The sequence below is a fragment of the Bacillus sp. CH140a_4T genome (assembly GCF_008923725.1).
GTDB lineage: Bacteria > Bacillota > Bacilli > Bacillales > Bacillaceae_G > Bacillus_A.
The window spans coordinates 206,077-218,751 of sequence record NZ_WBPF01000005.1; the positions used below are offsets into that span (position 1 = coordinate 206,077).

The following is a 12,675-nucleotide window of genomic DNA, read 5'->3' on the forward strand; positions in this document are numbered from 1 at the left end:
AATCTTATACATATGAATTCAGGAGGTTACTATATGAAGCAGCAGAATATTAGTTCCATCAAGCAGAAAACAGTACCGAATCCACTCCAATTCTCGAATAATGATGCGTGGAAATATGAATCATATTATAAATACCAGCCATTATTTTCTTATAGAAAACTTTTTCATTTTCTTTCTCAACTTTTTAAACGCTAATACGTGTGCCAAATATATCATTCATAATAATTTTCTCAATATAAACCTTATAGACTTACTACAATACAATTGATATCATATGAAATATTCTGTTGGATAAACCCCTTAAGTTGACCTGCTTATAAAAGCAGGTCTTTTTTGATTATTGTATATTTCAGTACAGTTTTAGATGTATTTGTAAATCTTTTCTCCATTTTATAACCATCCTCCACTTACAACAAATGGTGAAAATCACAAAAGATAACATATAAATTCTTAACATTTCAGTATCCAATTCTTTTTTTCTCAATACACAAAATGATTTTCATTTGTTACTATAAAAGTACTCCAGATGAGTTTTTGCTCATCAACATTATCTAGTAAAAGGGATCTGCTGCGGGAAGCGGATCCCTTTTACTTTATTAAAGATGCACTTCCAATTGGACACATTTACCAGGTTTTTTTAATAGAATTTTATGATAACATTATTTAGTCGAGTCCGACATCTCGGCAATACCCTTTTGAGGCTCTGCAACTTCCCTTGCAGAGCCTCTTTTACTTTATATTCACTTTATTTATATATACCACAATGAAATTCTTCATCATCTTCCACATCAATTTCTGAAATTAATCTAGGACACGTAACTAAAAATAAATTCCCAACATACTTTGAGTTATACATGTTCAAAGGAGTGTTACCGTTTATGTATTCTTATTGGCAATCGTATTACTCCCCCTATCATAACCCTTATGTACACTTTGATACATCTGTACGTAATTACCGAATTAGTAAAAACGAGAACTTTTTAAAAGGTTATATGCGTTCTTTATGGGAACAACATGTTGCTTGGACGAGATTAGCTATTATATGTATTGTCTTTAATTTACCAGACGTTAACGTTACAGTTGGGCGGCTTCTTCAAAATGCAACACATATGGGACTATCACTTGAACCATTCTATGGTGAGGAGGCTGTAAAAAAATATAGTGCACTAATTAAAGACCACTTAGTCATTGCTGCGGATCTTGTTAAAGCCGCTAAAGCAGGTGATCAAAATGCAGCTGCTGCTATAGAGAAAAAATGGTACGCTAACGGTGATGAAATTGTGGCATTTCTTACTAGCATCAACCCCTATATAGAAAAAGAAGAATTTAGAAAAATGTTTTATGAACATTTAGCATTAACAAAAGCAGAAGCGCTGGCCTTCCTAAATAAAGATTTTGAAGCAAGCGTAAAACTATACGATAAAATTGAAAAAGAAGCATTAGAAATGTCCGACATGATAACAAACGCAATCGTAAAACAATTCCCGCAAGTGTTTCAATAATAATAAGCCGATTTGAAAAAACAAATCGGCTTATTAAACTTTGTATCAATGAAATTTCACCTCTCCTCTTTACATTTAACGTATATCGATATATTTTATTAATATCCGTTTTTTATAGGAGGAAATCTTTTGATTAACGCCATTGGTCTCGTATTTATACTCACAAATAAACACGAGAAAAAGAAGAAAGTTTATCTAAATGAAAAATTCGCATTAATAGACATTATTGATTCTAAGGAAGTAATTGATGATGAAGGAAACTCATTAGTAGAACTAACATGTAAATACAGTATTTATCTAGATGAAAAATATTATTGTAAATCTCTCGATGATTATACTGGACAAGTATTTCCGTTCTTGAGCGCTAAAATAGGAAAAGGTCTGCTCAGAAACTTAAATTACTATTTCTCTTACGTTGATGCCTATGATAAAAAACCACCCGTTAAAGAAATTAGACCACTTATGAAACAAGTAACGAACAGATAGTGAAAAATACACAAAAATGGAAGCATCTAACTTCGGATGCTTTCTTTTTTGAATCCAGAATTCGTTAAGTTCTATCCATCTTCTAAAAGTATGTATCTAGGCATACTTTAAATTAAAAACAATGGAGGATTAAAATGAATGAAATACTCAGAAACGATTGTTAGTAAACGGCTTCGAACACTTAAAATATTTAGTATGTTTATTATGCTAGTTTTAATTGGATGGCTTGGATATACAAAATTACTTTATGAGAACGGATTTCTTCAAGAAAAGAAACATTCTGTTGAAGTAATGAATACTAGTATTACAGGTGAAATTGAACAGAATTTCCATGTGAATTTACAAGGTTATCGTAAAACAGACATAGATACTATTATAGATACAAGTAAAACCGATCCGAGCGAACTATCATTAATCGAGTTAATTAATACATCTTGTTCGCGAGATTGCATAGGTGAACCATTGACATATGTGGATGAAAATAATGGATATATCTTTTATACGGAGTCTACCGGAACTAATGTAGCTATACAGATTAAAAAACAAGACACGTGGGAAATTGTAAAAAAATCTGTTCAAAATGGAATTTAATCTTATAAAATTAAAGAGTACGTAACGTACTCTTTTTTATTATTAATACCCTTCATGTTTACAATGGCATTTCGGTTTCTCTTTACAATTACATTTTTCACAATCGCATTTTGGTTTCTCTTTGCAACGACATTCGTGATAATCCCTACATTTACAACCACATCTTCCAAACATTAAATCGTCCCAAAATGAACGCCTGCAATTACAATGATTCCCCGTAAATATGCATCCTCCTAAATAGAATTCATCATATTCTATGATGAAAAGCAGAAAGAGGTTTGTTTATTAGTCTATATTCTAGTTTTTAAAAGTATAAGTATAATTATAAATGTTATACTTTTCTATTAGTTGTACCTAATATATTTAAAGGGATTACTCCAAAGAAAAAAGCCCAATATTTAGGCCTTAAATTTATATGTATTTTCTATCTTCTCGCTCACAATATATATAACTGAAAAACTCAAACAAAAAGTTGACTATAGTTCCTTCCCTTCCCCCACAGCCCCTTTTAATCTCTGCAACATATACCCAATTCCTTTACACCCCGCTAACGGGTACGTAATGATTTCTCCTGGATATAATTGTGTCACTACTTTCTTATGCTTCTTGCCTGCAAGTAAAACAATTTCATCAAACTGAAGCAAATCTTTTTCAATCATCTGTCGATTTAATTGTTCCATACTAATAATTTCATCGCTCTTTGAATCAAAGGCAAGATCATAGTTTTCTAGTACAATATCATTTGGTCTTAAAAATCCATGCTTCGCTGATAATATAACCCAATTCTCAAAAAACATAGTTGCATACGCCTGACATGCTTTTCCAAACGGGCTAATATATACATCTTTTGCCTCCATCGGCCCATAATCTGGATACTTATCCCAAATTTTCTTTTTTCCGCATGGAATTATGCATAACCTTTTCATCTTTATTTCTTACCTCACTTCTAACTTTTTAAATATAAAAATATAGAATCCTCTTCTTCTTCATACTCAGCTTCTATATCACCAACACCCACTACGTTCCAACCATTATTTGTTTCTATTGGCTTTTCATTCATTATAATATGAACTTGTGTCATATTTTTAAAATTTTCTTCAAAAGATGCTAAAACAGGTTGATTTATCATATATGTTTTATTATGTATACATACACTTAAAAAGTTTTTATGTAACGCTTTATTTTTGTTTAATTTTACATTCATTGGATTAAACGAATTTAATTGTATATTGCCTACAATATACAAATGATATCCTTTTTCCTTATAAAATTGTTTAAAATCCCCGTCTCTTTCGTTTTGAACAAAATGAATGATTTGCTTCGTTTCTTTGCTTATTACAAATTCATTATTTAAACTTAAAACAACATTAATATTTTGTTTTAAAAAAGCATATAACGATTTATCACTATTAAAGAAGTTCGTTCTCCATTCAAGATGGATTTCATCTAATAATAAACATAAAAGCATTCCTGAGCTATAGCAGCTCCTCCTAATGTTACAATTAGCATCATATGTATCTAAAATAAGTCCGCTATATTTTTGTAATATTTCACTTTCATTATTTTTACATACTGCAATGTGGGCGTTCATTTCAACATACCAAGCAGGTCCCTCTATACTTTCAACCATACACTCATAAGTTATAAACTCTTCTTTTATAAAACGAGCTCTTTGTTCTCTTAATTCGATAAATTGCTTAATATAATTATTTTTCTCAGCTTGTGACTTACAGTGCACAGCATTATATAAACAAATTCGTTCTTTATTTCGCAATTCTATATTTTCTTCTGTTATAGTATATTGAAATCCTAAAGATTCATTTGGAAATCTACTTTCTTTATTCAAATATTGATAGCAATGAAAAAGTTCATGCACCACAACTGCAAGTAAACTTTCATAATCTCTATGCCTATTCATATTCACGATGGCAGTCGGATAATCTTTTAATAGGATAAATGTATCAGCCTTAAATTGTTCATCCCGCTTTAAAACGGCATACTCACCATCATCTTTCAAAAATAATGGATGATGAAATACATACACATGCTCATCATTATATAATGCAAATGCAGTCCTATTGAAACCTGGCCATAGCGTATTCAATAATTCTATATTTACATCTTTCTTTATTCGATTTAATATATTGTTCATTATATGTAACACCCCTATATCATTCTACATACACCTATTCTATTCCACTTAAAAATAACCCTTTTATTTACATAAATGTTAGAAAAACATATATCTTTCCTCAAATTATAATGTATTATATAAATATACATGTGCTAATTTTATGAAAAGAGGGTGAACAAATGAAAAATATAATCCCTGCACTAGTACTCTATATTATTGTTTGCATAATCGCTATGTTTGCTCCAGCATCTCCAGGCTATAATCATGTTGGCTGGAAGTTGTTTGTTGGGCAAGCTTATGCTATACCAATTTTTCTCATTACAGTTATTATTACATTTTATATAAACAAGAAAAAATCTACGAACAAACTGTTATAAGGATAGCAAATGCTATCCTTATTTTAATTCATTTAACAGATCCAAAATTACACTTACAGTACTTTCTATCCTTTTTTCCGAAAAATCAAACGTGACACCCGTTTTTTCATATATTACTTGTATAGGTAAATTCCAATCTGCACTCGCTCCCTCTTTAAAGAAAGCAATCGCTTTTTCTGGGTCTTCTCGATAAATTTGAAACAACTGCATTGCTCCTATTTGTGCAATTGCATATTCAATTTTATAAAAAGGAAACTGAATAAAATGAAATGATTCTAACCAACTTGAACTAATTTCATCTTCTAATCCGACAATATCTACTGATGAATATTGATACCTTTTGCATATTTCAGCGTATTTCTTATCACGTTCTACTGATGTATGATTTGGATTTGCATAGATCCAGTGCTGAAATACATCTCCTGCAATTGACGACATTAATAAAGACAAAGCACGATACAATTGTACGCGCTGTACTTCTTTATATTCATCCTCTTGCTTATAAAAAATAGTAAGCTTATCCATTACTAGTAACTCAAGACTAAGGGAATAAAGCTCAGCCACCTCTTCACGAAGATACCTTTCCTGCATACTACTATCATTGTTAAATTGTTTATAAAAATGAAATGCATGTCCCACTTCATGTATGAGTGCATTAATGGCATAAAATGATGGACTAAAATTAGAATACACATAAACCTCTTTACTATGAGGCAAGGTAAAACAAGCTGCTCCTGGCGCTTTATTTTCACGTTCTTCTACGTCATTGAATCCTTCTTTCCTTATATGAATAAATTTCTCATGAAAATATAAATCTGTCTTCCGAAACATTTCTTCCACCCCATCCAATAAATCAACGACATTTTGGAAAGGGGCTTTTGGTAAATTACATGGAGTAAGATCCCAAGGTCGATACGTTTTTACACCGAGATTCTTTTTAGAAAGACTTCCTAACTGCTCCCAGATTGGTACAACATACTTTTCTATAGATTCATGAAGCTTATAGCAATCTTCAATACTGTAATCTCTATTTTTTTGTTGAAAAGCATATTCACTATAATTATTAAATCCTGCATTTAAAGCAATCTCATTCCGTAATTGTACGAGCTCATTCATAATACAATCTATTTCCATTTTCACTACACTTCTTGCTTCACATAAAGCGTACCAAGCTTTTTCACGAATAGCTCTATTAGGGTTATCTAACTTTGCTTTTACAAATGCATACGTCTTTTGCTCTCCTTCCCAATTTATAGATATGTTTGACATTATTTCTCTATATTTCGTAATTAGCTCTTGCTCTTTAATGGAAAGAGCAATGTTTTTTTCATTAAACATTTTACTCTTCACAAATCTTTCTTTTTTCATAAATCCATATTTCTGCTCATCTAATAAATTAGAAAATATACACTCTCTAAATTTCTGGTCAAATTTTGCATTGTATCTTTTTAAAAGAGGTTGAATTGTATTTTGATTATACATATGTAAATCACGTATATTTCTGTCATTTGTATCTCTATACATGGCGATTAAACTACTTGTTATCTCCTCTTCTACCTCAGCGTTTACACGCAGTTCCTCCAAAAGCCAACGCTCTAACTCTGAAACAGAAGCAATATTTCGCTCTAAAAGTAACTGTAATTTACTCTCAAGATCATTAAACATACACAACCCTCCTGTTTTTAATTTTCTGTTTTTTATAGATGAAAAAGGACAAGTAGCCAATCCGACTACTTGTCCTTACTGTTTATCTGTACGCAATAAAATTAAGCTTGGAATGCTTCTGTTAATACTGGTACGATTTGTTTTTTACGAGATACAACACCTTTTAAAGTAGCAGTGTTGTTTTCTAGAGAAACGTTGTATGCTTTCTCAACAACGTTTGCTGCTTTACCGATCGCAAGACCGACAGAATCGTTAGTTAAGATATCAGTTACAACGAATAAGAATAGGTCTAAACCTTTTTCTTCTACTACTGCAGAGATAACTTTTTCAAGTTCCGCTTGGTGTACAAGAACGTCGTTTGTATCAACAGCGTTTACTTGTGCGATTTCAACTTTCGCATTACCCATTTGGAATTCTTTAGCATCAAGAGAGATTAATTGCTCCATTGTTTTTCCGCTTAAGTCAGCACCAGCTTTTAACATATCTAAGCCGTAGCTATCAGCATCTACACCAGCGATTTCCGCTAATTCACGAGCTGCCGCTACGTCTTGCTCTGTGCAAGTTGGAGATTTGAATAGTAAAGAATCTGAAATGATTGCAGATAACATTAAACCTGCAACTTCTTTACGAATTGTAACGCCGTTTTCTTTGTACATTTTGTTTAAGATTGTAGCTGTACAACCAACTGGCTCACAACGGTAGTAAATAGGATCACTTGTTTCAAAGTTAGCAATACGGTGATGGTCAATAACTTCTAACACACGAACAGATTCGATATCGTTAGCACTTTGTTGACGCTCGTTATGATCAACTAAAATTACGTTGTCCACTTCGCTTGCAACTGTCTCAACAAAACGCGGTCCTTCTACTTTAAAATAGTCTAACGCAAATTGAGTTTCACCACTGATTTCGCCTAAACGTACAGGCTCAGCATTCATTCCTAATTCTTTTTTCAATTCTGCATAAGCAATTGCAGAACAAATTGCATCTGTATCTGGGTTTTTATGCCCGAAAACTAGTACTTTTTCCATGTTTTCCACCTCTTCATGAAAAGGATATCTTAAAGAAGCAAATATGACAATATTTAAAGCCCATTTTTTTATAAATAATTGCACTTTCTTCTATATTTTTCATCGTTTTTCGTAAAAAAGATCATCTAAAATGAATTAGATGATCAAAATGTATATTTTATTTAAAATAGTGTAGGAACTTGCACTACATGATTTAGCTCGAAATTCGATGCCAAACCATTATTTACAAGGTTAACATCTATCACTTGATAAAATGCATTCCCAGTATCTGCAATTTCCCATACAGCTAAAATAAGGTGATATCCATTTCTATCAGTAGGTACATTCGCTTCATGTGTTACTGAAGTTCCTGGTCTAGCCCCTCCATCATTTTTCACATAGAATGGCACTAAATCTAAATCAGATCTTGTTAAAGGCTTATTTGGGTTCCAATCTTTTTTCGTAATATAGTATTTCCATTCTTTCGTACTATGAGGTGCGGTTAGTTTCCACTTAAATGTATTCGTCCCGCCGTTTAACGTAACTTTCTTCCACCTATCTACTGTTTGAACGTCTAAAGTAGGAAAATGGCCAGCTCCTGCAATTTGTCCATCAGAAGGTCCTAATTGCGGGAATCCACCTATTCCTTCTACACTTTGCGGCTCGTATTGAATTGGTCCGCAATTTACATTTACCCCTTGCTTACATAAATAAGAACGGCTTGCTGGTGATTCAACATATCCATGAGCTGAAGCTTTTTCTGAAAAACCGAAAGTTAATAATCCCGTAAGTAATATGCCACCACTTAATATAACTTTCTTCACCTTCTGTAAACCTTTCGTTTTCATCACGTCATCCCCTTTCTCATAATAAAGCGAAAATAACTATAGTTGGCTAGTCATCTTCTCTACATCCATTATAAGTCGAGGAGCATAACGAAAAGAACCCTCTAAAAACTTTCTCAAATTCATTTCGTCCATTAAACAAATTCAAATAACACCGCTAGATAAATATAGACGGTGTTAAAAATCGTGGTTTATTATTTTGAGCATAATAGTTTTTTAATCGTAACTTATAAAACTTTATAATAAATTACTGTGGCATCTAAATTACTATTTGGAGATATTGCGTATTCTGGTATTTTTCCGGCTTCTTGATAGTTTAATGATTTATATAATCTATTGGAAGGGTCTCCTTCTCTCGTATCTAGCACTAAAAGGGACCTTTTTTCTTGTTTTGCTCGCTCCTCTGCTTTTTGCATAAGTAAACGTCCAATCCCATTACGTCTAAAGTTTGGATGAGTCATTAATTTACAAATTTCAGCTCTATGAATCCCATTAGGCTTTGTAACTAAATGTAATTGAATACTCCCTACCACTTCATTATTTATTTTAGCAACATACAAGATCACTTCTGGTGCTAATACAGTTTCCCAATACTTCGCTGATTCTTTTTGTTCCAGTGGAGGTAAAAAACCAATTGACGCCCCCTCATCTACAACCGTTTTCAAAAGTGTAGAAAGCTCCTCCACATCATCTTTTATTTGCTTAATCTCTTCAATTACTACATTTTGCATTACTAATCCCCCTTTTGTTTCATTGTACCAAGTTTTAAGGAAGGAATAACAGGTTACTAAGATGAAATAATTTAAGGTACAATTTTTTAAAGAAAGGATATCTATATGAAATATATATTAGATAGGGCATACGCAAGAGAATTACTCGAGTGGGCATATGAACAAAACCCAGGTCCGTGGTTCGAACATTCATGTAATGTTGCCCTTGCAACTGAAAAGATAGTTGTAGAACTTATTAATAATGGGTATGACTTAAATGCTGACATAGCATATATTGCTGCTCTCCTACATGATATAGGAAGGTATAAAGGTTTTACTAAATCTGTTATTCATTCCTATGATGGTTATATGTATATGAATGATTTAGGGTATATAGGAAACGCGATAATTTGCGTGACACATTCATTCCCGTGCAAAAATGAACATTTAGATATAGCAGCGGAGTGGGCCCTTGTTCCTGATTATATGAAAAGCCGATTAATTGAAATATTAAATGAAAATAGTGACTACGACTTATACAATAAAGTAATTACTCTTTGCGACGCTCTCGCTGATGCGGATGGGTTTACTACGCTTGAAAGAAGATTGGTTTCTGTTGGTTTACGACATGGAACAACCCCTCATTCTTCTTTACATTGGAAAGGTTTCTACACAATTAAGAATGAATTAGAATCTTTAATCGGTAAGAGTATATATAGAGTTCTTCCTGACGTAGAGAAATCGATTTATAACAATATGGAATATTAAATTACATACAACTTAAAAACGATAGAATTTGTATGTGTACTTCTAAAGGAATCTTTGAAAAGTGGAGGGATTAACCATTAGCAAAATAGGTTTTGACTTAATAAATCAAGAGGATAACTTTGATCTTGGATATGAAGATATCGAGGCGATATGTAAGAGATGTAAATTTTCTAACTGCTCCCACACAAATGAACCACATTGCGCAATTAAAAAAGCTATTTCCGATGGAATTGTTACAGAAGACATGATGAATAGTTATTATAGAGATAAGAATGAATTCGAATATGTATGTAAACAAAAGCACAAAACAAACGCTATTGATTATATGAAACAATTGAAACTTTTTAGAAAATCTTAAAACTAAATAAATAGTTGTGATTTCTCATTCCCACTAAATTTAAAATTCTTACTTTATTACATCACATACCAGATAATTTTTATACTCAAATTTAATCTCACGTAAAAAAACGTTTTAAACATAAAGTTTAAAACGTTTTTTCTATTCAATGCTTTTGATTTTTCAGTTCTATTAAACATTCCTGTACTAAAGTTACCGCTTGACTCATTGCAGCTCCACCAGCAAATGCTGCTGATACCCCACACGCTTCCAGAATTTCTTTATCTGAGCATCCTTGATCAAGACAACCTTTTGTATGATAAACGGTACAATATTCATCTTGCGTTGCTAGACTAATTCCTAATGCGATAAGTTGTTTTTCCCTTTTTGTTAAAGTGCCCTCTTGAAAACAAGCTTGCGTGAATGCATTATATGTTTCAGCAATTTCAGGAATTTGGTTTGTAAAACTACCGATACCTTCTTTATAATGATGTAGAACGTCATTTACTGAACTATGTTGTTCTTGTTCCATCTTATTATTACCCCCATTCCAATTATGTGTACCTATTGTAGTATGTGATGAAAAGAAGGCAATATACCCCTTTAAATAAAAAGAATATTCAGTTTATTTAATTTACAATTTTAGGCTGTCATCTACTACTGATTGTTCTTTATAGTTTTTCCTTTCAATCTCTTTACTTCTTTCTTCCCAAAATGTTAAACTTTCAATTCCTACATTTTTAGGATCAAATACCGGATCTTTCCCTTCTTTTTTCTGTGCTTCATAATCTTTTAACACTTTTAATGCGATTTTACTTAATAGTAGAATCGCGATTAAGTTTAACCATGCCATACTACCAATTCCTAAATCTCCAAGATTCCATAAAAGCGAAGCTGATTGTACGCTACCGATGTAAACCATAATTAAAAATCCAATTTTTAAAACTGGTTTTAACCATCTATGTTTAAGATCACGATCTAAATAAGTAAGTGTCGTCTCAGCGATATAGTAGTATGCGAGTAATGTTGTAAATGCGAAGAAGAAGATTGCGATTGAAATGAATAATGGACCAAACCCTGTCATAACAGTTTCAACTGCTTGTTGTGTATAGATTGGACCAGCATCAACATTCCCTATATTCTTTACAATAGCGCTTTTTCCTTCAGGTATAACATTATACATACCTGTTATTAAAATCATAAGAGCTGTCGCTGTACATACAACAATTGTATCGATATATACAGAAAACGCTTGCACTAACCCTTGTTTTGCAGGATGGGATACTTCAGCGGCAGCGGAGCTATACGTCGCTTCTCCAACACCAGCAACATTTGAAAATACAGCGCGTTTTACTCCCCATGCGATTGCTGCACCGACGATTCCGCCAAACATTTCATTTATACCAAAAGCACTAGAGAAAATTAAAGCAAACATGCTTGGAATTTCTGTTACATTCGCAAGTAATACGATACATGTAACAATTACATAACCTATTGCCATAAATGGAACAAGCATTTGCGAAACGCCAGCAATTCTCTTTACACCACCAAAAATGATCGCTGCTAATAATATGACTAACAATATACCAGTTATATATTTGCTAATACCATTAGAGTTTTCAAATCCAACTGCGATACTACTAGATTGAATACCTGGTAATAAAACGCCATATGAAAGTGTTACAACGACCGCTACAATGACTGCAAACCATTTCATTTTCAGGCCTTTTTCAATGAAATATGGTGTACCACCGCGGTATTCATTCCCAACTTTACTTTTGTATACTTGAGATAATGTTGATTCAACAAATGCACTAGCTGCTCCTAAAAGAGCCATTACCCACATCCAAAACACAGCTCCTGGCCCGCCAAAAGCAATAGCTGTCGCGACCCCTGCGATATTACCTATTCCAACCCTACCTGATAAGGCTAAACAAAATGCTTGAAAGGATGAAATTCCCGTCTCCGAGCTCTTCCCTTCAAATAATAATTTAATCATCTCTTTAAAATAACGAATTTGCAGAAAACGAGTTGCAATTGTAAAATACACACCTGCTCCTAATGCAAAAACAACTAAACCAATACTCCATACTTGCCCTACTAACCACTCTACTAATTGCTCCATCCAAATCCCCCTTATCATTCTTTTGAAAGCTATTTTATATATAAGAAAACGGACAACTATTATGAAATCTTCCAGTTGTCCGCATCTCTTATTATTTCATCACTCTATTTATTAATAGTTAGATT

General features: G+C 32.6%; 16 protein-coding genes. 7 read left to right on the forward strand and 9 right to left on the reverse strand.

Going from position 1 to position 12,675, the window contains the following annotated elements; genetic code table 11:
- Positions 1–33: 33 nt before the first annotated feature.
- The 4 genes from F8162_RS28615 to F8162_RS02070 all read left to right on the forward strand — a co-directional run bounded on the left by F8162_RS28615 (position 34) and on the right by F8162_RS02070 (position 2,579).
- Complete coding sequence (locus F8162_RS28615; RefSeq protein WP_192797592.1) at positions 34–195, forward strand: hypothetical protein; 162 nt, start codon at positions 34–36, stop codon at positions 193–195.
- Positions 196–878: 683 nt separating this feature from the next.
- Positions 879–1,502 (forward strand): acetylglutamate kinase, encoded by a 624-nt coding sequence (locus F8162_RS02060; RefSeq protein ID WP_151635327.1) that lies wholly within the window; start codon positions 879–881, stop codon positions 1,500–1,502.
- A 129-nt stretch (positions 1,503–1,631) separates the two neighbouring features.
- On the forward strand, positions 1,632–1,988 hold the full coding sequence (locus tag F8162_RS02065) for a hypothetical protein (RefSeq protein WP_000606238.1): 357 nt from the start codon (positions 1,632–1,634) through the stop codon (positions 1,986–1,988).
- Between the two features lie 138 nt (positions 1,989–2,126).
- Positions 2,127–2,579 carry a hypothetical protein gene (locus F8162_RS02070; protein ID WP_151635325.1) on the forward strand — a complete coding sequence of 151 codons (453 nt, stop codon included), beginning with the start codon at positions 2,127–2,129 and terminating at the stop codon, positions 2,577–2,579.
- A 2-nt stretch (positions 2,580–2,581) separates the two neighbouring features.
- Here the strand turns inward: F8162_RS02070 and F8162_RS28620 are convergent, their stop codons facing one another.
- The 3 genes from F8162_RS28620 to F8162_RS02080 all read right to left on the reverse strand — a co-directional run bounded on the left by F8162_RS28620 (position 2,582) and on the right by F8162_RS02080 (position 4,731).
- Entirely contained in the window at positions 2,582–2,749 is a 168-nt protein-coding gene (locus F8162_RS28620; RefSeq protein WP_192797593.1) for a hypothetical protein, read from the reverse strand.
- 306 nt (positions 2,750–3,055) lie between these two features.
- Positions 3,056–3,505, reverse strand: a complete 450-nt coding sequence (locus F8162_RS02075; RefSeq protein ID WP_151635322.1) for a DUF6884 domain-containing protein — start codon at positions 3,503–3,505, stop codon at positions 3,056–3,058.
- Positions 3,506–3,525: 20 nt separating this feature from the next.
- A complete protein-coding gene (locus F8162_RS02080; RefSeq protein WP_151635320.1) occupies positions 3,526–4,731 on the reverse strand; it encodes a peptide ABC transporter permease in 1,206 nt (401 codons plus the stop codon).
- Positions 4,732–4,892: 161 nt separating this feature from the next.
- Between F8162_RS02080 and F8162_RS02085 the strand changes: the two genes are divergently transcribed.
- Positions 4,893–5,090 carry a DUF4017 family protein gene (locus F8162_RS02085; RefSeq protein ID WP_151635318.1) on the forward strand — a complete coding sequence of 66 codons (198 nt, stop codon included), beginning with the start codon at positions 4,893–4,895 and terminating at the stop codon, positions 5,088–5,090.
- Positions 5,091–5,108: 18 nt separating this feature from the next.
- Here F8162_RS02085 and F8162_RS02090 read toward each other — a convergent pair whose 3' ends face one another.
- The 4 genes from F8162_RS02090 to F8162_RS02105 all read right to left on the reverse strand — a co-directional run bounded on the left by F8162_RS02090 (position 5,109) and on the right by F8162_RS02105 (position 9,341).
- Complete coding sequence (locus F8162_RS02090; protein ID WP_151635316.1) at positions 5,109–6,755, reverse strand: M3 family oligoendopeptidase; 1,647 nt, start codon at positions 6,753–6,755, stop codon at positions 5,109–5,111.
- Between the two features lie 101 nt (positions 6,756–6,856).
- Entirely contained in the window at positions 6,857–7,786 is a 930-nt protein-coding gene (gene ppaC / locus F8162_RS02095; RefSeq protein ID WP_151635314.1) for a manganese-dependent inorganic pyrophosphatase, read from the reverse strand.
- Between the two features lie 161 nt (positions 7,787–7,947).
- Positions 7,948–8,613, reverse strand: coding sequence for a lytic polysaccharide monooxygenase (locus F8162_RS02100; RefSeq protein WP_151635312.1), 666 nt, complete (start codon positions 8,611–8,613; stop codon positions 7,948–7,950).
- Positions 8,614–8,837: 224 nt separating this feature from the next.
- Positions 8,838–9,341, reverse strand: a complete 504-nt coding sequence (locus F8162_RS02105; protein WP_151635310.1) for a GNAT family N-acetyltransferase — start codon at positions 9,339–9,341, stop codon at positions 8,838–8,840.
- 105 nt (positions 9,342–9,446) lie between these two features.
- On the opposite strand from F8162_RS02105, the gene F8162_RS02110 reads away from it, so the two are divergent.
- Positions 9,447–10,088, forward strand: a complete 642-nt coding sequence (locus F8162_RS02110) for an HD domain-containing protein (RefSeq protein WP_151635308.1) — start codon at positions 9,447–9,449, stop codon at positions 10,086–10,088.
- 61 nt (positions 10,089–10,149) lie between these two features.
- Positions 10,150–10,446 (forward strand): hypothetical protein, encoded by a 297-nt coding sequence (locus F8162_RS02115; protein ID WP_151635306.1) that lies wholly within the window; start codon positions 10,150–10,152, stop codon positions 10,444–10,446.
- Between the two features lie 145 nt (positions 10,447–10,591).
- Here the strand turns inward: F8162_RS02115 and F8162_RS02120 are convergent, their stop codons facing one another.
- Together F8162_RS02120 and F8162_RS02125 are read right to left on the reverse strand one after the other, a co-directional pair.
- On the reverse strand, positions 10,592–10,957 hold the full coding sequence (locus F8162_RS02120) for a carboxymuconolactone decarboxylase family protein (RefSeq protein ID WP_151635304.1): 366 nt from the start codon (positions 10,955–10,957) through the stop codon (positions 10,592–10,594).
- Positions 10,958–11,059: 102 nt separating this feature from the next.
- Positions 11,060–12,550: an alanine/glycine:cation symporter family protein gene (locus F8162_RS02125; protein WP_151635302.1), complete on the reverse strand. Its 1,491-nt coding sequence runs from the start codon at positions 12,548–12,550 to the stop codon at positions 11,060–11,062.
- Between the last annotated feature and the right edge of the window lie 125 nt (positions 12,551–12,675).

Coding starts and splice junctions, on each gene's coding strand:
- F8162_RS28615 (WP_192797592.1), top strand. CDS start 34: ATGAAGCAGCAGAATATTAGTTCCATCAAGCAGAAAACAGTACCGAAT.
- F8162_RS02060 (WP_151635327.1), top strand. CDS start 879: ATGTATTCTTATTGGCAATCGTATTACTCCCCCTATCATAACCCTTAT.
- F8162_RS02070 (WP_151635325.1), top strand. CDS start 2,127: ATGAAATACTCAGAAACGATTGTTAGTAAACGGCTTCGAACACTTAAA.
- F8162_RS02075 (WP_151635322.1), bottom strand. CDS start 3,505: ATGAAAAGGTTATGCATAATTCCATGCGGAAAAAAGAAAATTTGGGAT.
- F8162_RS02080 (WP_151635320.1), bottom strand. CDS start 4,731: ATGAACAATATATTAAATCGAATAAAGAAAGATGTAAATATAGAATTA.
- F8162_RS02085 (WP_151635318.1), top strand. CDS start 4,893: ATGAAAAATATAATCCCTGCACTAGTACTCTATATTATTGTTTGCATA.
- F8162_RS02090 (WP_151635316.1), bottom strand. CDS start 6,755: ATGTTTAATGATCTTGAGAGTAAATTACAGTTACTTTTAGAGCGAAAT.
- ppaC (WP_151635314.1), bottom strand. CDS start 7,786: ATGGAAAAAGTACTAGTTTTCGGGCATAAAAACCCAGATACAGATGCA.
- F8162_RS02100 (WP_151635312.1), bottom strand. CDS start 8,613: ATGAAAACGAAAGGTTTACAGAAGGTGAAGAAAGTTATATTAAGTGGT.
- F8162_RS02105 (WP_151635310.1), bottom strand. CDS start 9,341: ATGCAAAATGTAGTAATTGAAGAGATTAAGCAAATAAAAGATGATGTG.
- F8162_RS02110 (WP_151635308.1), top strand. CDS start 9,447: ATGAAATATATATTAGATAGGGCATACGCAAGAGAATTACTCGAGTGG.
- F8162_RS02120 (WP_151635304.1), bottom strand. CDS start 10,957: ATGGAACAAGAACAACATAGTTCAGTAAATGACGTTCTACATCATTAT.
- F8162_RS02125 (WP_151635302.1), bottom strand. CDS start 12,550: ATGGAGCAATTAGTAGAGTGGTTAGTAGGGCAAGTATGGAGTATTGGT.